The sequence below is a fragment of the Bradyrhizobium sp. HKCCYLRH3099 genome (assembly GCF_051167855.1).
Classification (GTDB): Bacteria; Pseudomonadota; Alphaproteobacteria; order Rhizobiales; family Xanthobacteraceae; genus Bradyrhizobium.
In genome coordinates this window covers 32,333-55,468 of the sequence record NZ_JBNPTW010000020.1, presented here as the reverse complement: position 1 = coordinate 55,468, position 23,136 = coordinate 32,333, and the positions used below count along the sequence as shown (strand labels likewise).

19 protein-coding genes are annotated in these 23,136 nt (G+C 63.7%); 12 read left to right on the top strand and 7 right to left on the bottom strand.

Features of this window, described 5'->3' with window-relative positions; translation table 11 throughout:
- Positions 1-13 precede the first annotated feature (13 nt).
- The 3 genes from ACQR1Y_RS29055 to ACQR1Y_RS29045 are packed head-to-tail and all read right to left on the bottom strand — an operon-like array spanning position 14 to position 3,749.
- On the bottom strand, positions 14-1,426 hold the full coding sequence (locus tag ACQR1Y_RS29055; RefSeq protein WP_434879080.1) for a mannose-1-phosphate guanylyltransferase/mannose-6-phosphate isomerase: 1,413 nt from the start codon (positions 1,424-1,426) through the stop codon (positions 14-16).
- A gap of 12 nt (positions 1,427-1,438) precedes the next feature.
- Positions 1,439-2,455: an NAD-dependent epimerase gene (locus tag ACQR1Y_RS29050; protein ID WP_434879079.1), complete on the bottom strand. Its 1,017-nt coding sequence runs from the start codon at positions 2,453-2,455 to the stop codon at positions 1,439-1,441.
- A gap of 10 nt (positions 2,456-2,465) precedes the next feature.
- Entirely contained in the window at positions 2,466-3,749 is a 1,284-nt protein-coding gene (locus tag ACQR1Y_RS29045) for a nucleotide sugar dehydrogenase (protein WP_434879078.1), read from the bottom strand.
- A gap of 195 nt (positions 3,750-3,944) precedes the next feature.
- On the opposite strand from ACQR1Y_RS29045, the gene ACQR1Y_RS29040 reads away from it, so the two are divergent.
- Complete coding sequence (locus tag ACQR1Y_RS29040) at positions 3,945-4,907, top strand: lysylphosphatidylglycerol synthase transmembrane domain-containing protein (protein ID WP_434879077.1); 963 nt, start codon at positions 3,945-3,947, stop codon at positions 4,905-4,907.
- Positions 4,908-4,910: 3 nt separating this feature from the next.
- Here the strand turns inward: ACQR1Y_RS29040 and asnB are convergent, their stop codons facing one another.
- The 4 genes from asnB to ACQR1Y_RS29020 all read right to left on the bottom strand — a co-directional run bounded on the left by asnB (position 4,911) and on the right by ACQR1Y_RS29020 (position 10,806).
- Positions 4,911-6,881, bottom strand: a complete 1,971-nt coding sequence (gene asnB, locus ACQR1Y_RS29035; protein WP_434879076.1) for an asparagine synthase (glutamine-hydrolyzing) — start codon at positions 6,879-6,881, stop codon at positions 4,911-4,913.
- A gap of 16 nt (positions 6,882-6,897) precedes the next feature.
- On the bottom strand, positions 6,898-8,874 hold the full coding sequence (locus ACQR1Y_RS29030; RefSeq protein ID WP_434879075.1) for a TIGR04372 family glycosyltransferase: 1,977 nt from the start codon (positions 8,872-8,874) through the stop codon (positions 6,898-6,900).
- 612 nt (positions 8,875-9,486) lie between these two features.
- Positions 9,487-10,566, bottom strand: coding sequence for a hypothetical protein (locus tag ACQR1Y_RS29025; protein WP_434859504.1), 1,080 nt, complete (start codon positions 10,564-10,566; stop codon positions 9,487-9,489).
- 81 nt (positions 10,567-10,647) lie between these two features.
- On the bottom strand, positions 10,648-10,806 hold the full coding sequence (locus tag ACQR1Y_RS29020) for a hypothetical protein (RefSeq protein ID WP_434879074.1): 159 nt from the start codon (positions 10,804-10,806) through the stop codon (positions 10,648-10,650).
- Positions 10,807-10,904: 98 nt separating this feature from the next.
- Here ACQR1Y_RS29020 and ACQR1Y_RS29015 point away from each other — a divergent pair, with 98 nt between their 5' ends.
- The 11 genes from ACQR1Y_RS29015 (at position 10,905) to ACQR1Y_RS28965 (ending at position 23,134) form a co-directional block, all read left to right on the top strand.
- Positions 10,905-12,407: an MBOAT family O-acyltransferase gene (locus ACQR1Y_RS29015; RefSeq protein WP_434879073.1), complete on the top strand. Its 1,503-nt coding sequence runs from the start codon at positions 10,905-10,907 to the stop codon at positions 12,405-12,407.
- Positions 12,408-12,458: 51 nt separating this feature from the next.
- Complete coding sequence (locus ACQR1Y_RS29010) at positions 12,459-13,667, top strand: hydrolase (protein WP_434879136.1); 1,209 nt, start codon at positions 12,459-12,461, stop codon at positions 13,665-13,667.
- Between the two features lie 104 nt (positions 13,668-13,771).
- Positions 13,772-14,905 carry a hypothetical protein gene (locus tag ACQR1Y_RS29005; protein WP_434879072.1) on the top strand — a complete coding sequence of 378 codons (1,134 nt, stop codon included), beginning with the start codon at positions 13,772-13,774 and terminating at the stop codon, positions 14,903-14,905.
- Between the two features lie 471 nt (positions 14,906-15,376).
- The gene (locus ACQR1Y_RS29000; protein ID WP_434859501.1) at positions 15,377-16,882 is read left to right on the top strand and encodes a PfkB family carbohydrate kinase; all 1,506 of its coding nucleotides are present in this window, start codon (positions 15,377-15,379) and stop codon (positions 16,880-16,882) included.
- A 9-nt stretch (positions 16,883-16,891) separates the two neighbouring features.
- Positions 16,892-17,614: a nucleotidyltransferase family protein gene (locus tag ACQR1Y_RS28995; protein ID WP_434879071.1), complete on the top strand. Its 723-nt coding sequence runs from the start codon at positions 16,892-16,894 to the stop codon at positions 17,612-17,614.
- Between the two features lie 108 nt (positions 17,615-17,722).
- Positions 17,723-18,661, top strand: coding sequence for an NAD-dependent epimerase/dehydratase family protein (locus ACQR1Y_RS28990; RefSeq protein WP_434879070.1), 939 nt, complete (start codon positions 17,723-17,725; stop codon positions 18,659-18,661).
- Positions 18,658-19,266: an SIS domain-containing protein gene (locus ACQR1Y_RS28985; RefSeq protein ID WP_035640025.1), complete on the top strand. Its 609-nt coding sequence runs from the start codon at positions 18,658-18,660 to the stop codon at positions 19,264-19,266. The genes ACQR1Y_RS28990 and ACQR1Y_RS28985 overlap by 4 nt, the downstream gene beginning before the upstream one ends.
- Before the next feature lie 12 nt (positions 19,267-19,278).
- A complete protein-coding gene (locus ACQR1Y_RS28980; RefSeq protein ID WP_434859499.1) occupies positions 19,279-20,277 on the top strand; it encodes an NAD-dependent epimerase/dehydratase family protein in 999 nt (332 codons plus the stop codon).
- Positions 20,278-20,319: 42 nt separating this feature from the next.
- Positions 20,320-21,168: a transketolase gene (locus ACQR1Y_RS28975; RefSeq protein WP_434859498.1), complete on the top strand. Its 849-nt coding sequence runs from the start codon at positions 20,320-20,322 to the stop codon at positions 21,166-21,168.
- Positions 21,165-22,088: a transketolase family protein gene (locus tag ACQR1Y_RS28970; protein WP_434859497.1), complete on the top strand. Its 924-nt coding sequence runs from the start codon at positions 21,165-21,167 to the stop codon at positions 22,086-22,088. Before ACQR1Y_RS28975 ends, ACQR1Y_RS28970 begins: the two co-directional genes overlap by 4 nt.
- Before the next feature lie 8 nt (positions 22,089-22,096).
- A complete protein-coding gene (locus ACQR1Y_RS28965; RefSeq protein WP_434879069.1) occupies positions 22,097-23,134 on the top strand; it encodes a zinc-binding dehydrogenase in 1,038 nt (345 codons plus the stop codon).
- Positions 23,135-23,136: the final 2 nt, after the last annotated feature.

Sequence of the window (23,136 nt, the reverse complement as noted above, 5' to 3'; positions counted from 1 at the left end):
GCGAGCGCCCGCTTTACTCGCGGCGGTAATCGTCCTCGATCCGGATGATGTCATCCTCGCCGAGATACGAGCCGGTCTGGACCTCGATCAGCTCCAGCAGGATCTTGCCCGGGTTCTCCAGCCGGTGCACCGCGCCCATCGGGATATAGATCGATTCGTTCTCGTGGACGGTTTTGACCGTCTCGTTGACCGTGACGCGCGCCGCCCCGCGGACGACGATCCAGTGCTCGGAGCGGTGGTAGTGCTTCTGCAGCGACAGCCGCTGGCCGGGCTTCACCACGATCCGCTTGACCTGGTGGCGCTCGCCATTGTCGACCGACTGGTAGCTGCCCCAGGGCCGGTGGACCTTGATGTGCGCCTCGGTGACCTCCGGCGCCACGGTCTTGAGCTTGGCGACCAGCCGCTTCAGCCCGTTGGCGTCGCGCTGGCGCGACACCAGGACCGCGTCCTGCGCGGCCACGACGACGAGATCGTCGACACCTTCGAGCGCCACCAGCGCCTTGTCGGTGACGACGTTGCAGTTGCGGGAATCCTCGAACACGGCGGTGCCGCGCGCGGCGTTGCCCTGCCCGTCCTTGTCGGACAGCTCCCAGACCGCGTGCCACGAGCCGACGTCGGACCAGCCGCACGACACCGGCGCGACGGCGGCCCGCTCGGTCTTCTCCATCACGGCATAGTCGATCGAGATCGGCTTGGCCGCCGCGAAGGCATCGGAGTCCAGGATGATGAAACTGAGATCGCGGCCGGCCTTGGCGACCGCGTCGGCGACGCTCTGCACGCTGCCGGCATCATACTTGCGATACTCGTCGAGCAGCACGCCGGCACGGAACATGAAGTTGCCGCTGTTCCAGAGATAGCCCTCGCCGATGTAGCGCTCGGCGGTCGGCTGGTCCGGCTTCTCGACGAATTTGGCCACGGCCCGTACTTCTCCGGAGACCACAGCGCCAGGGCTGATGTAACCGTATTCCGTCGCCGCACGCTCCGGATTGACGCCGAAGGTGACGATCCGGCCGGCTTCCGCCGCCGCCAGCCCCTGCCGGCAGGCCGCCACGAAGGCCGTGTTGTCGCGCACGATATGATCGGCCGCGAGCGCCAGCACCACGGCATCCTGATCGCGCGACTGGGCGAAGGCGGCGCCGGCGGCGATCGCCGGCCCAGAGTCGCGCCGCATCGGCTCCAGCAGGACATCGGCCTCGATGCCGATCTCGGCCAGCTGCTCCAGCACCATGAAGCGATAGGCCATGTTGGTGATGATGATCGGCCGCGCGAACAGGTCAGCGTCCGACACGCGCAGCAGCGTGTCCTGGAAGGTGGAGCGCGCGCCGAACAGCGGCAGGAACTGTTTGGGCCGCACTTCGCGTGAGGCCGGCCACAGCCGGGTCCCGGCGCCGCCGCACATGATGAGGGGAATGATGCGTCCGGTCATGAAATCAGTCCATCAAATCTGGTGGTAGTCGCGATACCATTTCGCAAAACGTGAAATGCCGTCGGCGATCGACGTCGCCGGCCGGAAGCCGATGTCCCGTTCGAGGTCGCTGACGTCAGCATAGGTCGCCTCGACGTCCCCGGGCTGCATCGGCAGCATCTCCTTGATCGCCGGCCGGTCGAATTCCTTCTCCAGCAGCGTTATCACGTCGGTCAACTGCTCGGGGTGATTGTTGCCGATATTGTAAACCCGCCATGGCGCCCGGCTGCTCGAGGGATCGGGCCTGTTTCCATCCCAATCCGGGTTTCCCTGTGGCGGACGGCCGATCAGGCGGCCGATGGCCTGAACGATATCGTCGACATAGGTAAAATCACGCCGCATCTGGCCGTGATTGAACAGCCTGACCGGCTGTCCCGCCAGGATGGCCTTGGCAAAGATGAACATCGCCATGTCCGGCCGGCCCCAGGGGCCGTAGACAGTAAAGAAGCGCAGCCCTGTGGCCGGCAGCCGGTAGAGATGGCTGTAGGAATGCGCCATCAGCTCGTTGGCCTTCTTGCTCGCCGCATAGAGGCTGATCGGATGGTCGACATTGTCCTTGACCGAGAACGGCAGCTTCGTATTGGCGCCATAGACCGACGAGGACGAGGCGAACAGCAGGTGTCCGCAGCCGTGATGCCGACAGCCCTCGAGCACGTTGATGAAGCCTTCGAGATTGGCGTCGACGTAAGCGTGCGGATTTTCCAGCGAGTAGCGCACGCCGGCCTGGGCGGCGAGATGCACCACCGCGGGAAAGCGATGCTGGGCAAACAGCGCCTTGACGCCGGCGCGATCGACGAGATCGAGCTTGTGAAAGGTGAAGCCGGGCTGCGCCTTGAGAATCTCGAGGCGAGCATCCTTCAGCTTGGGATCGTAGTACGAATTCAGATTGTCGAGCCCGACGACCTGCCGCCCCTCGGCGAGCAGCTTCTGTGACAGGTGAAAGCCGATGAAGCCGGCGGCGCCGGTCACGAGGATGGGCTGATCGGCCATGGTCACTTCCTTACGGTCGCCAGAGTTCGATGGCGGCGGGTTTGCTCGCGCGGTCGAGCTTCATCTTGACGTCGAGCACGAGGCCGCTCTCCTCGCGCAACAGCCGCTGAACCAGCGGCCAGCCGCCGGCCAGGAACGGATCGTGCGAGACCGCGAGCACGACGGCGTCGGAAGGCTGCAGCTCCGTCATCGGGGTGAGGCCGATGCCGTATTCTTCATGCACGGCGGCGGCATCGGCGAGCGGATCGGCGACCTGCACCTCGATGCCGAACGACTGCAATTCGCTGATGATGTCGATCACGCGGGAATTGCGGATGTCAGGAACGTTCTCCTTGAACGTCATGCCGAGGATGGTGACGACGCCGCTGCGGCCGCGCCGCTTCAAAAGCCCACGGATGCATTCCCGCGCGATGCGCCGCCCCATCTCATCGTTGATCCGGCGGCCCGCGAGGATGACCTCGGGGTGATAGCCCGCCTTTTCGGCACGATAGGTGAGATAATAGGGATCGACGCCGATGCAGTGGCCGCCGACGAGGCCCGGCGTGAAGGGCAGGAAGTTCCACTTGGTTCCGGCCGCCGCCAGCACGTCGCCGGTGTCGATGTCGAGCGCCTGGAAGATCAACGACAGCTCGTTCATGAATGCGATGTTGAGATCGCGCTGGGTGTTCTCGATCACCTTGGCCGCCTCGGCGACCTTGATCGACGGGGCGCGGTGGATACCGGCCGACACGACGGAGCCGTAGACGGCGGCCACCGTCTCGAGTGTCTCGGCGTTCTGGGCCGAGACCACCTTGGTGATGGTCTCGAAGCGATGCGTCTTGTCGCCGGGATTGATGCGCTCCGGCGAATAGCCGACGTTGAAGTCGCGGCCGGCCCTCAGCCCCGAGCCGCTTTCGAGCAGCGGCACGCAGTCCTCCTCGACCGCCCCCGGATAGACCGTGGACTCGTAGACGACGATGTCGCCACGCTTCAACACGGCGCTCACGGCCCGGGTCGCGGCGAGCATGGCGCCGAGATCGGGCCGGCGCGCGCTGTCGATCGGTGTGGGGACGGTGACGATGAAGAAGTCGGCCGATGCCATCTCACCGGGGTCGCTGCTGAAGCGCAGGCCGGGCCAGCGCAGGTCGGCCGCATCCACTTCGCAGGTTCGGTCCCGGCCCTCGCGGAGCTCGGCGACCCTGACGGCATCGATGTCGAACCCGATGACCGGGCAGCCCGCGCGCGCGAACGCGGCGGCGACCGGCAGGCCGACATAGCCGAGGCCTATCACCGCAATCTTCCGGCCATGAGACATAAATTGATATTCCGGTCGTTTCGGAGGCCATTGACGCCACCCCTGCGACTGTTTAGCCACCGGGGCATCGGGACCGCAAGGGGTCGGCCGCCCCGATGGGCCGGTCCCATCCGGGCCTCGATGCCGCCAGGACGGGAGTTGCGCGTCTCGCACTCGGCTTGGGACCTTTCAACCAAGAGCGAAGCCAGCCCTCGCATGCGAGCGTTTTTGATTCTCATTCTCCGGATCGTGGTTTCGCTCGCTTTGCTGTATCTCGCGCTGCGCGGGATCAACTTCGCGGCGATCCGCGAGCGGCTCAGCCAGATCAGCATCGGCTGGATCGTGCTGGGAGTGGCGATCACGCTGCTGCAGATCTTCATCGGCGCGCTGCGCTGGCGCGAGATCTCGGCACTGTGCGGGGCGCCGCTGACCGACATGCGCGCCTTCCGCTACAACATGATCGGCGCCTTCTTCAATCAGACCCTGCCCTCCTCGATCGGCGGCGATGCTGTGCGGCTGTGGCTGATCGGCCGCACCGGCGCCGGATGGCGCGCTGCCAGCTACTCGATCCTGACCGACCGCGCCGTCGGGTTCATCGCCTTGGCGCTGATCATCGTCGCGAGCCTGCCGTGGAGCTACGGCCTGATCGCCAACGAGAACGGACGCCTTGCGCTGGTGTTCGTCGATGCCGCCGCATTGGCGGCGGGCGCCGGCTTTCTGATCATCGGCTACCTGCCCGCCGCGTGGATGAAGGCGTGGTGGCCGACGCGTCACGTCTATGCCTGCTCGGTGATCGCCAACAAGGTGATCTTCGGCAAGGCCACCGCGGTGAAGATCGCCGCGCTCTCGCTCTCCGTCCACGTGCTGGCCGTCGTCATCGCCTGGTGCGCCGTGCGCTCGATCGCAGCGTCCGTCGGCTTCGAGCAGCTGTTCCTGCTGACGCCGCCGATCATGCTGATCACGATGCTGCCGATTTCGATCGCGGGCTGGGGCGTGCGCGAAGCCACCATGATGGTGACGTTCGGCTATGCGGGGCTGGCGCCGGCCGACGGCACGGTGGTCTCGATCCTGTTCGGCGCGATCTATTTCATCGTCGGCGGCATGGGCGGGCTGGTGTGGATCCTCAGCGCCGAGAAGGGCGCGGGCCGGATGGCTATCCCCGCGACCGCGGAGGAGTGACGCTTAACGGTTGGCCGCCCATTGGTCGTGCCAAGCCTGCGCCATCAGCACATTCCACAGCCAGTAGGCGTGATTGTGCCGGCGGCTGAGATGTTCGTCTAACATGCGCGTTACCCGCGCGGGGTCGAACAGGCCCTGCCGCTGCAGCCGCGATGACGACAACAAATCCGCTGCCCATGATTTCAGCGGGCCACGGAGCCAGGCGTCGATCGGGATGCTGAAGCCGGTCTTCGGCCGGTCGATCATCTCGGCGGGCACATGGCGATACAGCACCTGGCGCAGCAGCCATTTTCCGCGACCATCGCGCACCTTCATGCTGGCGGGAACCCTGGCGGAGAATTCGACGACGTCCTTGTCGAGGAACGGCACGCGCGTCTCCAGCGCCACCGCCATCGCGGCACGATCGACCTTCTGCAGGATGTCGTCGCTGAGATAGCTGAGGGAGTCCGCGAGCGTCATGCGATCGAGCGGATCGAGCGGTTGCGTCAGCTTGTGCACTTCATCCGCCGCCCAGCCGGTGCGCTCCTCACCACCGATCACCGTGCGGGCGGGATCCTGGTCGATCGAGCACAACGTCCGGTACAGGCCTTCGAAACCGTCCGCGGCCATCAGGCGGCCGAGCTTGGCGACTTGATCGCCGGCATGCCGCACTTTCAAGCGCCCCGGAAGAATGGGCTGCAGCGCCGACAGGATCGTGTCCGCGGGTTCCGGCGCGACAGCACCAAGAGCAGCCCCGATCATCCGCCGCACCGGCAGCGGCAGCCGGCCGAGGCGCGCCTGCAGCCGCTCGCCCCAGACATGCCGGTTGTAGCCGCCGAACAGCTCATCGCCCGCATCGCCGGACAGGGCCACGGTCACGTGGCGGCGCGCCAGTTGCGCCACCAGATGGGTCGGAATTTGCGAGGAATCGGCGAACGGCTCGTCATAGATGAGCGGGAGCCTGGGAACCACGTCCATCGCGGTCCGCGCATCGACATAGAGATCGGTATGATCGGTGCCGAGATGCTGCGCCACCTTGCGCGCATCCTCGGCCTCGTTGTAGCCGCCCTCCGCAAACCCGATGCTGAATGTGCGCACCGGCCGGCTCGTCTGGGCCTGCATCAAGGCGACGATGGTCGACGAATCGACGCCGCCGGACAAAAAGGCGCCGAGCGGCACATCCGCGAGGCATTGGCGCTTCACGGCGGCGGACAGCAGCTGTTCCAGCCGCGCAACCGCGTCCGGCTCGCTCTGGATGCGATCGGATTGGGCGGCGACGACGACGTCCCGCAGCGACCAATAGGCCTGCGGCGCGGGCAGGCTTCCCGACGCGGCGTTCGCGGAGAAGCTCACGAACGAGGCCGAAGGCAGCTTGCGCAGGCCGGTCCAGATCGTCGCGGGCGCCGGAACATAGGAGTAGCGCATGAACGATGTCAGCGCCGCGCGATCGAGCGACGGCGCCCAGGAGGGATGCGCGGCGAGCGCCTTCAGCTCCGAACCAAAGACCAGGTCGGTGCCGCACCAGCCGTAGAACAGCGGCTTCTCCCCGAAGCGATCGCGCGCCAGGGTCAGCTGCCGAGTCTCGGCATCCCATAGCCCGAACGCGAACATGCCGATCAGGCGCTGCAGCGCCGGCTCGATGCCCCATTGCCTGACGGCGGCAAGCAGCGTCTCGGTGTCGGAATGGCCGCGCCAGTTCGGCGCCCCGCCGCACGCCTCCAGTTCGGCCCGAATTTCGAGATGGTTGTAGATCTCGCCGTTGAAGGTGATGGTGTAGCGCCCGCAGGCGCTGTGCATCGGCTGCGCGCCCGCCTCGGAAAGATCGAGAATCGCCAGTCGCCGCTGGCCGAGGGCCAAACCGACATCGGCCCGTGTCCACAGCCCCGATGCATCCGGCCCGCGATGGACGAGCGCCGCCGTCATGCCGGCGACGACGCCGGTCAGCATGCTCTCGTCAGCCCCGCCCGGCCGCAACAGTCCGGTTATGCCGCACATGAGTTCTCGTTCGACGTTAAGGCTCTCCGAGGCAGAGCTCGGCGACCCCGGTCTCATTCAGGAGAAACGTCTTCTCATGCTTGGCGAGAAACGCAAGGCTGGGACGACTTGGACCGTAGAAATAGGGCAGCGCGAGGGAGCGCTTCCAGCGGTCCAGAAGTCCCGCCGTGTCATAGCGGGCCTCGAATTCCGCCGATCGTCCCTCGGCCAACGCCAGGACCTCCTCGACCGCATGACAGATCTCATCGGACGAATTGTTCTCCGGGTGCGCGCCGTTCCTGCCCAGCACGGCGGCATCAAAAACCCGCCATCGCCACGGCTCGCTTGTCAGCTGCCGCTGCGTCAGCGTCGTTCCATCCCTCAGCCTCACGTGCTTCAACGCGAAACGGACATTGGCGTGCCAGAGCTGGGCATCGGTCGTGATGGCATTGACGATGGCACAGGGAATCCCAAAGCTCACGGCCACGTTCGTCAGTCCGGACGTGGTCCCGACGAAGGCGCGGGCATGACGGATCAAGTGAATATCCATCAACTCCGAGCGGAACTCGCTCAATGCGTAGTCGATGGTTCGCTCCATCGGAGGAAGCTTGGGAGATTTTGGCCCACCAAGCTTGATCACCCATCCACCCCGCGAGGTGATCAGTCGGATGGCCTCGAGCGACGTTTCGATCGGCGCATTGCGATGCGTCTGCCCCGTCCCCATGAACTCGAAATAGTGGGCTGCATCGCGGGTGTGCAAGCAGACGTACCAGTCGTCGGGCTTCATTCCGTATCTGGAACAGAGCCGCCGGAATCCGTCGGCGGCAACATCCGCGAGATTGGTCGCCTGATCATAGACCTCCCGCAACGGATGCGGTCGTCCTTCGCGCTCCCATTGCTCGATGGCGATCGCTCCCGCCTCCTGCCACGGCACGGCACGTCCGTCCGGCAGCCGGCACGCATTGAAATTCAAGCCATACCACCGCTGAAGGGATAACAACTCATGTGCGGTCCGCTCCGAGATCGACTCACCGACCACAAGGATCTGACCGAAGCGTTCGAAAAGACGGAAGAATGGGTCGTTGGCGATCAATCCCGGGCGCGCAACGATCACCGCCTTGCCGGACCACCAGCGAAGCTCACGCATACGAAACAGAATGTCGAGCATCCCCAGATGGCCGATCTGGGTGGCCCATTCCTCCGGGACCAAGCGCAGCTCCTCCAGGGAGACGTCGAGTCGCCCGAGCAGGTCTGCCAACTCTGCGGATAGCAGCGGTGGCGATTGGCGGAGTTCCTCTTGCGCGTCCAACGCACGTTCGAACAAGCGAGTTCCAAGCTCGCCCCGTCCGACATGCGTCACCCGCTGTCCAGTGAAGTTGCACAGATCGAACAGCCGGCCGGGCGCTCCCGCGAGCAGATCGATCTGGTTGGGGAAATAGCGTGACGAAGCGCGAGCAGCGATATTCTGATGAGGACGAAAAAAATGCAGGCTGCCCCGGCAGGCCCAGAATAGCGCGTCCAACGCACCCGTTTCATCGCCGTCAATGATCTGGAGCATCGCCCTGTGAAAGGCGAGATCGATGATTCGGATCAGATCGTCGTCTGTGGCTCCCGCTGCCGCATCCAAGGCTTCATCGAACTCTCCCAGTTCGAAGCGCGACCTCACGAGCGCATACCTGACGGCCGGGCTGTCCAAACGCAACGTCTTCCGACGCACAGACTCGATCACCTCCCGATAGGCTCCGATCCGGTACAGGACATGGATCGATGCCCGATAGAAGCGACGACTGAGAGCCGTCGAATAGCGATAGCCAGTATGCTCCGCGAGATGAGATGTGACGTAGGGAAAGTAGGCCTGGTACATCCGCTCACGCAGCGGCAATCTCACGAACTCGGCGACGACGAGACCAAGGAACACCAATCGCCGCGGCAGCAGACTCAGCGCCGCGCCGAACGTGATGAAAGCCAGATAGACAAACCTGCGATAGCGAGCGGGCTTCATTTTGAGCTTCAACTTCCTCCGGTAACGCCCCAACGGAGCCGATGTACCTGCTTCCCCGCAGACAGATTCAGCTTGGGTTGGATGACCGAAGCAAGTTGCGTGCAAATACGATGTCGACGATCAGCTTCGAGAATGAATTCATAAGAATGCGAAGCCCCAAGGAACAACGGGCATTGCCGAGCTATCAGCTCGGCAATGGATGATCCAAAGTTGTATCGTCTGCCCCAGGCACGACGTATAGCAGAGCGAATGCTGCCAAGCCAAGCCGAACCTCGCGACAGACTGATCGGCGCCGACAGAGTGCAGAAATCCGCAACTTGCTGCCTTGCTGTTCATCTGGCTTTCAGCTCGGCGCAAACCGAATCTCACCGCGAACACATGCCGCCGCGCTCCACAGCGCGTTCAGCAAACACCGCACGCTTCGACCTGTCCTGCACGATTGCCGGCTTCGATGAACGGAGCCCCCTGCCCGGCTGCCTCCCCATCCCCTGGCTCGTGAACCGAGATTCGTCAGCCCAATCGGGAGATTCCGTACGCCAACGCGCCTGCGAATCGATCTCATCTGGCGCCGCGGGACGACATCCGCTTCTCACAACATGAAGCGGCCGCCATGTCGCATGAACTTCAGTCGGCGAGTCCGAGCCTGCTGGAAAATGCCTGCTTGAACGCCCGCGTCCGGACGATCTCGCGCGCGAGATAGCTCGTGTATTTTTCTGCGCCCCGGCGGTCCAGGTGACCGCCGCCGTCCACGGTCGTCATGCCGTCGAAGGGCGGCGCGATCAAATCCACGTCGAGCGCTTTCGCCAGCTCTTCGGCCTGCTTCAAGCATGACTGGCTGTGCGGAACCAGGGTAAGCACAGCGCGACCGCCGATCTCCTTCAGCATCGTTTTCGCGTAGTCGACAATCACGGGCGTGGTATGGCAGTCCGGGTCGCGCGCTGAAACGAGCGGCTTGTTGCCGTCCGCGACATAGGCTGGATTTGCGTCCAGCCCGAGGTCTCCGTCGGAAATGTTCCGGTACAGCCCGGATGGGGTGAACTGCCCACTGCGATACGCAGCCACCATGTCCTCGATGCGCCAATGAAGATTGCGCCCCACGACCGTCAGATATCCACGAAGCCGCGTGCGCGTCACCGCAGCGATCGGCATTTTTTGCGGGCCCAGGGTGACATTCAGATCGTTGCTGAAGAAGTGGACGAACTGATCGTCGGCGTTGATCACCCAGAGCGGCGGGTGGATCTTCCAGCGCTCGATGAGCCGACGGGAGAACTCGCCCCCGCGCAGACCCAGGAAGGACATGTTGTAGATCTTCAGGCGAGACAGCTGCGGGTCTGCGAGAAGCGTCCGGCGATCGAGAGCATAACCGACGAACGATGGGCCGAGAAAGACGATGTCCGAGCTCCGGGCCGCGTCGACTGATGAGCCGACATTGCTGAAGAAGACGTCCTGATCCTGGATTTGCGGCACATTGCGCCCGCCGAAATCGCGGTACCATCCGGCATCGCCTTGGCGGGGTATCTGCAGCCAGCCGTCGCGAAACGTCCAGCCGTCATATGAAAACAGGGCAATGCCGACGACGAACAGGCCAAAGACGACAACTCCGCAAAGGCCGACAACGAGAAGGTAGCGTCGGACCGCGGGCGTTCCAGACTTGGCTTCGGACCCGGCTTCGGACTTGGCCCCCGCTCCGGCGACTGATGACATGGCTCGATCTCACTTCCACGGATTCCGGAACATGCTGAGGAGCGTTCGCTGCCCCTCGAGTGTAGCCACCAACTGACCAGCTCACGCCACCCCTGAACGCAGAGCCGTTTCCTGGAGCGCCAGCCGCAGCAGCGCGGCGCGCATTTGCGAGTTGCCGATCAGATTTGACGAAGCCGCTTGCGGACTTAAAGCATCATCAGCACCGTTCAGCCAGTCCGACGGCGTGTCGGAGAACCACAATCCCACAGACTTTCGACGCCCGCACCCAGGATAACCTTGGCATGGCGTACGATCGTTGATAAACCAAATTAACCCGCGGCAACACCAAGAAACTTTCCATGCTCTTCACGCAGTTCGAGTTTCTGTTCCTGTTCCTGCCGGTGACGTTCGCCGGATACTTCCTGCTGGCGCGGTTTGTCGTTTCTCCCGTCGCGCGCCTGAGCTGGCTGGCCGCCGCATCGCTGACGTTTTACGGCTATTGGGACATCCATTTCGTCCCGATCATTCTCGTTTCGATCGTCTTCAATTATACGATGGGCCTGCTGATCGCGGGACAACAGGGGAAGGCGCGCAGCGGTCTCTTCGCCGGCGCCATTACGCTCAATCTCGCGGCGCTGGCCTTCTATAAATACACGAATTTCGGCATTCAGATCCTCAACGCGCTGAGCGCATCGAAGTATCCTTCGCTCGCGATCGTGCTGCCACTGGGAATCTCCTTCTTCACCTTTACCCAGATCGCCTATCTCGCCGACGTCTATGGCGGCTATTCCGACGAGCGCAGCTTCGTCAAATATGGCCTGTTCGTCACCTATTTCCCGCATCTGATCGCAGGACCGATCCTCCATCATCGCGAGATGATGCCGCAGTTCGGCTCGGAGGAAAGCCGGAAGATCTCGCTCGAGAACATCGCCATCGGCCTGACGATCCTGACCATCGGCCTGTTCAAGAAGTCGTTCATTGCCGATGGTTTCGGCCTCGTCGCCAATCCCGTCTTCCAGGCCGCGAATTCCAGCCATCTCCATCTGATGGACGCCTGGGGCGGCGCGCTCGCCTATTCGCTGCAGATCTACTTCGACTTCTCCGGCTATTCGGACATGGCGATCGGGATTTCGATCATGTTCGGCATCAAGCTGCCATTCAACTTCGATTCGCCGTACAAATCACAGAACATTGTCGAGTTCTGGCGCCGCTGGCACATCTCGCTGTCACGCTTCCTGCGCGACTACCTCTACATTCCTCTCGGGGGCAACCGTCACGGCGAGCACAGGCGGAACATCAACCTGTTCACGACCATGCTGCTCGGCGGCCTCTGGCACGGCGCCGGTTTTACCTTCGTGATATGGGGCGCCCTGCACGGGCTCTTCCTCATCATCAATCACCGCTGGAGCAAGTTCGTTCAGCGACAGCCGACGCTCGCGCGTTTGTCCAGCTCCATCTGGTACGCCGCAGCCGCGCTGCTGCTGACGCAGTTCGTCGTCGTTTTGGCGTGGGTGTTCTTCCGCGCCGACAATCCCGCTGCGGCCGTGAGGCTGATCAAGGGGATGGTCGGTCTCTCGAACTCCGAAAAGATCACGATCAGCAATCTCATCGACGCACGGATCATGCTGGCAATCGTGCTGGGCTATGCGGCCTGCCTGGGATTGCCCAACGTGAACGCGATGTTCGATCGGTGGAAGGTCGGGCTCGAAACCTATCACAATCCGCGCCCCTGGAGCATTCTCAATCTGAAGTGGCGTCCGTCATTGCCCTGGGCGATCGGCACATCGGTCGCGCTGGTCGCAGCCGTCCTCATGAACATCATCGCCGGCGACACGTCGCAGTTCCTTTACTTCCAGTTCTAGTCGCCCTCAGATGATCCGCGGGGCTGATCCGGCAGAACTTGACGATTGGCGATGCTGACGAACGGCGAAGGCGACGATCGCAGCGTGATTGGTTCGCCGCATCGAGCCGATGCCCCTCCGCAGCCCGACCGGACGAGACGCTATGTCATCAGCGTCTTGGCGGCTTCCGCACTCGCGGGCTACCTGCCTCCCCTCGGTCTTTTTCGGGCTGGAGAACGGTTCGGTGCGTCGAGCAGCCTGCAGCAGCTTGCCGACTCGCAACGGGACAATCCCGAGCAGATCGTGCTTCCCTACGATTTGCGCTACAATGCGGCGTTCAAGCTGGCGCGGCTGGAGCAAGAGCGCCCCGACATCATATGGATCAGCACGTCTCGCGCCGGAGCATTCCGCGCCGAGATGTTCAAGCCGTACCGCTTCTACAATCTGTCTTTCACCGCCTGGACCACGGGCCAAACGGCCACGCTGTTCGACTTGGCCACGCGGCAACACCGACCGCGGATAGCGATCCTGTCGCTGGACCATTTCCTGTTCGCCGACAGATGGGAGGAATGGTTCGCGATCACGCGAAAGATGCACGAGAATTGGCCGCTCTCCTACCTGAGCGGCAGCCTGCTCGACTTCGCCCGGACGGCGGCCCGCCATCCGGCCACCTTCCGAAACTATTTGAATGCGCCGACGGTGTTCACCGGAACCCAATCGATCCTTCACGAAGAAGGTTTCCGCAGCGACGGTTCTTACCAGTATTCACCCGCGCACCTGGCTGATGCCCGGTCCCGATTCATGAACGCCGCCACCCTCGCCGACACATTGCCGCGTGCGGCAGGCATCTCCCCCTGGCTCAAGCGGCCAATCGCTGCCTTGGCCGAGATGGCGCGGACGCGTGGCATCACCTTGCTCGGGGTGCAACTTCCGTTCATCCGCGCCGGCATCGAACTGCTGGATCGCGAACAAGGCGGTCGCTACGGGTTCGGCGCCTGGCGCGAGTTTGCCACGCAGGACATGCGCGATTGGCTGAGGACGCTGGGCATTCCGCTCTTCGATCTGGGACGACTGGAATTCGAGGACGAGACCGCGAGCTTTGTCGACGCCTATCATCTTGCAGAACGTGGCGCCGCCAAGGTGATGCTGCATCTGCTCAAGGATGATGAGTTCCGCGGCATGTTCGCGAACATCGACGCAACTGAGATCGAGCGCAACCTCGACACCGCGGCCGGGCATCAAGCGCCGACAACAGCCATTGGGGATGACGAAAGACGCTAGCGCCGGGGTGGACGGGAGCCCCCTGGGAAAGTACGGATAACGGTGGATTTTTCCGAGACTTAAGCTAGAGTTTCGAGCAATTCGAGGCGGGGTTGGCATCGGCCGTGACGCGCTATGTTGTAGTTGTCCTGGCGCTGTTCGCGGCAGTATTTTCGCCGATGCTTGCGAGCCTCGAATGGCTCGGCTGGCGGCTGGGTGCGACAGTGCCTCTCTCGACCATCGCTGCCGAGCAAACCCACAATGACCATCTTCTCTGGCTCGGTTCCTTCAAGGACTACGCTCCGTTCAAGCTCGAACGGATCAAGCAGGTTCAACCCGAGGTGCTGCTTGTCGGCAGCTCGCGGTGCGGTCAGGCCCGCGACCAGATGTTCCGGCCCTATGTCGCCTACAATGCATGCCTGACGGCGTGGCCGCTCACCCACGTCGTCGACTTCATCGACCGCGCCACTCACGTCGCCAAACCTCGTGTCGTCATCGTCGCGCTGGATTACTTCCTGTTCGGCGATTCTCTCGCAGAAGTCTGGCAGAAGGAGCGTACGATGGACTTCAGCCAGGGGCTGGCGTCACATCGTCGGAAATTGCACGATGTCATCGACTTCATCGTGCGAACTCATGGCAACCGCGATGCCATCCTCTCCGCGGTGACCACTCCCCAGCACGAGCCGGTCGACGGCAACAGGCTGATCGGGACCGAGGCCATTCGCGGCCAATTCGGCTTCCGCAAGGACGGTTCGGTGATGGTCGCTCCGCCCTATCGGAATCTTGCCGCGGAAACCTTGGCGCGCGGCGCTCAATACGTCACCTCATCCTTTCCCGGAGCCCAGCATCTCAGCGAGCGGCAGCTCGGCGAGATCGAGCGGCTGTCCCGACTGGCGCGCGAGCGCAATTTCACGGTGATCGCTATTCAGTACCCTCTGCTGGAGAGCGCCGCAGCTTTCCTCGATACCGACGAAAACTACTGGCCCTATTCGGGATTGTGGCGGGAGCTGAAGAGCCCGCAGACCGCAAGCAGATTCGCGCAATTGGGAATTTCGTTCTTCGACATGAGCCGTACCGAGATTTCGCAGACGACTGAGAACTTCTTCGATCCGGCTCATCCCTCGGAACGCGGCATGCTGAAGACCTATCTCGCATTGCTGAACCGCCCCGATTTCAGCAGGCACTTCCCGCGCATCGATCGCAACGAACTCGCGGCCGACCTCGACCGCAAGGAAGAGCAGTTCGATCTCTATCACTGACCAGAGCGCGAGGATCCTCCCCTCCATCGCTCTTGCTCTCCGTCGCCATCGGCCGCGACGTTCAAGGGCGCAACGCGAGATCTCCGCGCGGCGCGTGTGGAGACGACCATCCCGGGCATGAACGCAGCATGTCTCAGCAGGATTGGCCGCTGTGAACCGACATCCGTCACCCTGAGATCTGCGCGATGATCGCAACTTCATCGTCCGAGAATTCAACAACAGGCCGTGCAGGGGTTTGTGCTGCTGCGCACACCTGTTAAAGAGGGGTGCACAACGCCTGGATGCCTCGCGCCTCTCGTCACCGATCATGAGAATGCTTCGACTTTTCGCAATAGAATCAACGTCGACGAGGCGTGCTGGAGTTGGACCTTCGCCGCTACGATCACCCGGATCCTGGCCGTTGCATCGGCGATTCGCATACGCAGCCGGCAGCGAGGCCCATTCAGGACAGATGAGCCGGAGTCGAAGCCCTTGGATCAGGTTATCGAAATGACGCAGATGGATCTGGTCTGTCAGACAATTCGCGCTTCCTGCGAGCCCGGTCAGACGATTGCCTTCGTGTCAGGCAACTTCAACGTCGTGCACCCCGGACATCTACGGCTTCTGAAGTTCGCGGCCGAGCAGGCCGATGTGCTCGTCGTCGGCGTCAATCCGGACTCGACGCCCGGCGTGACCCTGGCGCAGGACATGCGGCTGGACAACGTGCGCTCCATCTCGTTTGTGCACCATGCCGTGCGTTTGGAGACCTCCGCGTCCGACTTCATCGGGCAGCTGAAACCGACGATCGTCGTCAAGGGCAAGGAGTTCGAGGACCGGACCAACCCGGAACAGGAGGCTGTGGACGCCTATGGCGGCCGACTGATCTTCTCCTCCGGTGAACTGCGCTTCGCCTCGCTGTCGCTGCTGGAACGCGACGCCAACATCGACATCTCCACCGTCCGCAAGCCGCTCGAGTTTCCGAAACGCCATGGTTTCGAGATCTCGAGCCTGAAGGACCTGCTGCGCAAGCTCTCGGGCATGCGGGTGGCCGTGATCGGCGATCTGATCGTCGACGAATATGTCACCTGCGACGCCGTCGGAATGTCGCAGGAGGATCCGACCATCGTCGTGACGCCATTGATGACCCGAACCTTCGTGGGCGGGGCCGGCGCCGTGGCGGCCCACGCCCATGGGCTCGGCGCGGATGTGAGCTTCTTCACCCTGGTCGGGGACGATGATGCGGCGCGCTTTGCCCGCAGCACGCTCGAGCAGCACGGCGTGAATTTCAACGCCTTCGCCGACCAGACCCGGCCGACGACGCGCAAGCAGCGCTTTCGCGCGCTGAACAAGACGCTGCTGCGCGTCAATCATCTGCGCCAGCACGCCGCGGACGCCGATCTGCAGCGGCAGATGCTGACCTCGGTCGAACGCGCCCTGAAGACCTGCGATCTGCTGCTGTTTTCCTGCTTCAATTACGGCTGCCTTCCGCAGGATCTGGTGGATGCGATCGCCGATCTCGCGCGCTCCAGAGGCGTCATGATGGCCGCCGACAGCCAGGTCTCGTCGCAGACCGGCGACGTCTCCCGGTTCAAGGGCATGACCTTGCTGACGCCGACCGAGCGCGAGGCGCGCGTCGCGCTGAACGACTTCATCTCCGGCCTCGCCGTCATCAGCGAGCGGCTGGTCGAGCGGGCACGCACCAAGAACCTGGTGATCACGCTCGGCGCAGAGGGCGCGCTGATCAACACCATGGCCGAAGGCGCCTTCACCTCCGACCGTCTGCCCGCGTTCAACCCGTCGCCGAAGGACGTCTCCGGCGCCGGCGACAGCTTCTTCATGGCCTGCTCGATGGGCCTGCGCGCGGGCGCCGATATCTGGCGAGCATCCTATCTCGGCTCGCTGGCCGCGGCGCTGCAGGTCTCCCGCGTCGGCAACCTGCCGCTCACGACCGCGGAACTGGTCAAGGAAATCGACGAAACGGGCTTCAGCCACGAGTAGGATGTCGTCATGCGTGCCCTTCTGCTCGCGGCCGGGATCGGAAGCCGGCTGCGTCCGCTGACCAACACGACGCCGAAATGCCTGGTGCGTGTGCACGACCGGCCCCTGCTGGACTACTGGCTCGACCTCGTGTTCGAAGGCGGCGTCGAGCGGGCGCTGCTCAACACGTATTGGCTGGCCGAGCAGGTCCGGGCCCATGTCGCGCAGTCGCGCTGGCGCGACCGGGTCGATCTCGTTCACGAAGATGAACTGCTCGGCACCGGCGGCACCGTGCTGGCCAACCGCGCCTGGTTCGGCGACCAGCCGTTCATGGTCGCCCATGCGGACAATTTGACGGATTTCGACGTCAAGGGGGTGCTCGCCGCTCATCACGGGCGGCCGTCCGGCTGCATCATGACGATGCTCGCGTTCCGGACCGACGATCCAAGCTCGTGCGGGATTCTCGAACTGGATGATCAGCGCCGTGTGATCGCCTTCCACGAGAAGGTCAAGAATCCGCCCGGGAACCTCGCCAATGGCGCGGTCTACGTGTTCGAACCCGGCGTGATCGCCGACATCGCGGCGCTCGGAAAGCCGGTCGTCGACCTCTCCACCGAAATCATCCCCAACTATTTGGGACGCATTTTGTGCGTGGAAACCAGCGGTTATCATCGGGATATCGGCAACCCGGAAAGCTTGCGCCGGGCTCATTTGGAGTTTAATCACGAACCGCGCCGTGGCGGGGACGTTTGACGGGCGGCTATTGCCGCCGGGCCGGTCGCCTTCCCCAGCCAATTTGTATAAAGGTGCGCGCGACGCGCCAGCCGGCGAGACGACAGGCGAGCCACGGGGATTGCTCAGATGAAAGTATTCGTGACCGGAGCGTGCGGCTACAAGGGCAGCGTGCTCGTGCCGAAGCTGTTGAAGGCCGGCCACAAGGTCGTTGCGTTCGACATCATGTGGTTCGGCAACTTCCTCGAGCCGCATCCGGATCTCACCGTCGTTCAGGGGGACGTGCGCAATCCCGACGCGATCGACCTGACCGGCGTGGACGCCATCATCCATCTCTCCAGCGTCGCCAATGACCCCTGCGGCGATCTCGATCCGAAGCTGACCTGGGAGATCTCCTGCCTCGCCACGATGCAGCTCGCCGATCGCGCCTACCGCCACGGCATCAAGCGCTTCATCTACGCGTCCTCTGGCAGCGTCTACGGCGTGAAGGAAGAGGAGCAGGTCACCGAGGATCTCGAGCTGCTGCCGATCTCGGAGTACAACAAGACCAAGATGTGCGGCGAGCGCATCGTGCTGTCCTACAAGGACGACATGGTGGTGCAGATCGTGCGCCCCGCCACCGTCTGCGGCTACTCCCCGCGCCAGCGCCTCGACGTCTCCGTCAACATGCTGACGATGCAGGCGCTGATGAACGGCCGCATCACCGTGTTCGGCGGCGACCAGACCCGCCCGAACATCCACATCGACGACATCACCGATCTCTATCTCTTCCTGCTCGATCATCCCGAGCACACCGGTGTCTACAACGCCGGATTCGAGAACATCTCGATCCTCGATATCGCCAACATGGTCACCAAGCACGTGCCGGCCGAGGTCATCGTGACGCCCTCGAACGATCCGCGCAGCTATCGCGTCAACTCCGATCGCCTGCTCGCGACCGGCTTCCGCCCGAAGAAGACGGTGGAGGACGCGATCAAGGAAATCATCGGCATGTACTCGCAAGGCCAGCTCAAGAACGAGGACCGCTGGTACAATCTGAAATGGATGGAGAAGGAGGTCGTGAAATGAACGTCCTGGCCTTCAAGACCCCCGGCAGCCTGTTCGCCGACTACACCAGCCGCTTCAGCACCGTGTTGAAGGATTTCGACTGGGCCCCGGTCGAGAAGCTCGCCTATGATCTGCGTGACTGCTGGCAGACCGGACGGCAGGTGTTCTTCTGCGGCAATGGCGGCAGCGGCGGCAACGCCAACCACCTCGCCAACGACTTCCTTTACGCGCTGTCGAAGACGCCGGGCTCGGGCCTGCGCGTGCATTCGCTGTCGTCGAATCCGTCGGTCATCACCTGCCTCGCCAATGACGAAGGCTACGACCAGGTGTTCTCGCTGCAGCTCGCGGTGCTCGCGCGCAAAGGCGATGTGCTGATCACCTTCTCCGGCTCCGGCAATTCGCCGAACATCCTGAAGGCGCTCGAAGAGGGCAAGAAGATCGGCATGACCTCCTATGCCGTGCTCGGCTTCACCGGCGGCAAGGCCAAGGCGCTGGCCGACGTGCCGATCCATTTCGCCGTCGACGACATGCAGATCGCCGAGGACGCGCAGATGGTGATCGGCCACATGATCATGCAGTGGCTGTATGCCCAGCGTGGCGACATCATCACGACGCGCGAGGTCTGACGGACAGAGACGATGGCTGCGAACGAAAAGTACCTGATCCTCGGCTCGAACTCCTTCTCGGGCGCAACCTTTGTCGACTTCCTGGCCGCGGCCGGTCACGACGTGATCGCCACCAGCCGCTCCGACGAGCCGCATGACGCGTTCCTGCCCTACAAGTGGCAGAAGCGTCCCGGCAAGGTCCGCTTCCAGCGCGTCGACCTCAACCACGATCTCGAGGCGCTGAAGGCGCTGCTCAAAGCCGAGCGGCCAACCCATGTCGTGAACTTTGCCGCGCAGAGCATGGTCGGCGAGAGCTGGCTGTACCCGGACCATTGGATGATGACCAACGTCGTCTCCGCCGTCCGCCTGCACGACATCCTGCGCAACTATGACGGCCTCGACCGCTACGTCCATGTGACGACGCCGGAAGTCTACGGCTCGACCGAGGGCTGGGTGCGCGAGGATGCGCCGTTCAACCCGTCGACGCCCTATGCGGTGTCGCGCGCGGCCGGCGACATGAGCCTGCGTACCTATTTCGCCAACTACCAATTCCCGGTCGTGTTCACCCGTGCGGCCAATGTCTATGGCCCGGGCCAGCAGCTCTACCGCATCGTGCCGCGGACCATCGTCGCGGCCATGACCGGGCAGAAGCTGCGCCTCGACGGCGGCGGCAAGTCGGTGCGCGTGTTCATCCACATGACCGACGTGTCGGACGCGACGGTGAAGATCGGCCGCAGCGGAAAGCTCGGCGAGACCTATCACATCTCCGGCTACGAGTTGGTGTCGATCCGCACTTTGGTCGAGATGATCCTCGCCCGGCTCGGCAAGAACTTTGAGGACTGCGTCGAGATCGGACCGGAGCGGCCCGGCAAGGACACCGCCTACACGCTCGACAGCTTCAAGCTGCGCACCGAGCTCGGCTGGCGCGACACCTTCTCGCTGGAACAGGGCATCGACGACGTCATCGCCTGGGCGCGGCGCTTCGAGGATGTGATGGCCAAGCTGCCGACCAAGTACGAGCATAAACCCTGATTTATTCCTGCGTCTCCTCGTGGGGCGCGACTGGAGAGCACGATGAACGTGGCAGTCCGGAACACCGCGGCCAAGCCCGACGTGGCCGCCCTGAAGGCGCAGGCCGCCAAGCTGCGCGGCAAGATCATCGAGATGTCGCACAAGGCCCAGGCCGCGCATCTGGCGTCGTCGCTGTCCTGCGCCGATGCGATGACCGCCGCCTATTGGCACGTCCTGAACATCGATCCGAAGAATCCGACCGATCCGCTGCGCGACCGCTTCATCCTGTCCAAGGGCCACGCCGCCGCAGCGCTGTTCGCGACCCTCGCCATGAAAGGCTACTTCCCCCTCGAGGAGCTCGACACTTACTGCCAGGACGGCGGCCGGCTCGCTGAGCATCCGCCGGCGAACCTCTTGCCTGGCGTCGAAGCCGCCACCGGCTCGCTCGGCCACGGCCTGCCGCTCGGCTGCGGCATGGCGCTGGCGGGACGCATCAAGGGCGAGAACTACCGCGTGTTCGCCCTGCTCTCCGACGGGGAGAACAACGAAGGCTCGGTGTGGGAGGCCGCGATGTTCGCCGCCGCCCAGAAGCTCGAGAATGTCTGCGTCGTCGTCGACTACAACAAGTGGCAGGCGACCGCGCGCTCCAACGAGACCCTGATGCTGGCGCCGCTGCGCGACAAATGGGCCGCCTTCGGCTGGGACGCACACGAGATCGACGGCCATGACGTCGGCGCGCTGGCGGAGGCCATGCAGAACATCCCGAACGGCTCGGGCAAGCCGGTGGCGCTGATCGCCCACACCGTGAAGGGCAAGGGCGTGTCGTTCATGGAAGACGACAACAACTGGCATTACCGCGCCCCCACCGCTGAGGAAGTCGTCAAGTCGTTCAAGGAGCTCGGCCTGTCATGAGAAACGCGTTCGCGGACGAACTGACCAAGCTCGGCAATGACGACCCCCGCGTCGTGATGCTGTCGGGCGACATCGGCAACCGCCTGTTCGACAAGTTCAAGGACAAGCACCCCAGCCGCTTCTTCAACTGCGGCGTCGCCGAAGCCAACATGATGGGCGTCGCCGCCGGCATGGCCATGAACGGCCTGCGCCCGGTCGCCTATACGATCACGCCGTTCGTGACGACGCGCTGCCTGGAGCAGATCCGCACCGACGTCTGCTATCACGAGGCGCCGGTGACCATCGTCGCCGTCGGTGCCGGCCTCGCCTATTCCGGCCTCGGCCCGACCCATCACGCCTGCGAGGACATCTCGTTCCTGCGCTCGATCCCGAACATGGTCGTGATCTGCCCGGGCGACGCCTTCGAGGTCCGCGGCGCCCTGCGCGCGGCGATGCAGCAGGACCGCCCGGTCTACATCCGCATGGGCAAGAAGGGTGAGCCGGTCGTTCACAAGGGCCCGATCGCGGATTTCAAGATCGGAAAGGCGATCACGATCGAAGAAGGCAGCGATGTGTGCCTGCTCTCGACCGGCAACATGCTGCCGGAAGCCATTGAAGCCGCACATAAGTTGAAGGAAAAGGGCATCTCCGCCGAGGTCGTCAGCTTCCACACCGTGAAGCCGCTGGATGAGGACAAGCTCAAGCAGGCGTTCAGCCGCTTCAAGCTGGTCGCGACCATCGAGGAGCATTCGCTGATCGGCGGCTTCGGCGCGGCCGTCTCCGAGTGGCTCGTCGACAGTGAGACGCAGGCGAAGAAATTCCTGCGCTTCGGCACGCCGGATGCGTTCTTCAAGAAATCCGGTGAACAGGAATATGCCCGCGAGGTGCTCGGCCTGACCGGCCACCAGATCGCGGACAAGATCATCCACGCCTTGAGCTGAGACATCACATGAAGACCCAAGCTGCCCTCCTGGTCCAGACCGGCCAGCCGCTCGTGCTCGCCGAGATCGAGACGCCCGCCTTGAAGCCGGGCCAGGTGCTGGTCGAGATCGCCTATTCCGGCGCCTGCGGCACGCAGGTGATGGAGTGGCGCGGCGACAAGGGCGAGGACAAATGGGTGCCGCATTGCCTCGGTCATGAGGGCACCGGCACGGTCATCGAGACCGGCAGCGCTGTCACCAAGGTCAAGGTCGGCGACAAGGTCGTGCTGTCCTGGATCAAGGGCACGGGCATCGAGGCCGGCGGGGCCGTCTATGACTGGGACGGCAAGAAGGTCAACGCCGGCGGCGTCACCACCTTCCAGCGCCATTCGGTGGTCAGCGAGAACCGCCTGACCCTGCTGCCGCCCGACCTGCCGATGGATGTCGCGGTGCTGCTCGGCTGCGCTGCGCCGACCGGCATGGGCGCGGTCTACAACGTTCTGAAGGTGCAGCCGGGCGATGCGGTCGCCGTGTTCGGCACCGGCGGCATCGGCCTCAACGCGCTGATGGCGGCGGCGCTCGCCGGCGCGATGCCGGTGATCGGCATCGATCCCAACCCGACGCGCCGCGCGCTCGCCCAGATCTACGGCGCGACGCACGTGATCGACGCTAACGGCGACGTGCTGGCCGAGATCAAGAAGATCGTGCCGCAGGGCGTTGATCTCGCGGTCGAATCCTCCGGCATTCCCGGCGTGATGGATCAGGCGATCAACGCCACCCGGCAGCAGGGCGGCCGCGCGGTCGTGATCGGCAACGCCAAGCATGGCGCGGCGCTGACCTTGAATCCCGGCGTCTTCAACCAGGGCAAGAGCCTGCTCGGCACCTGGGGCGGCGACAGCGTGCCGGATCGCGATTACGGGCGATACGGCCGGCTTTTGAGCTCCGGCCGCTTCCCGGTGCGGGATCTCCTGTCGAAGCCCTACAGCCTCGCCCAGGCCGACCAGGCGCTGCAGGACCTCGCCGCCGGCAAGGTCGGTCGTCCGCTGATCGACATGTCGCTGCGCTAAGA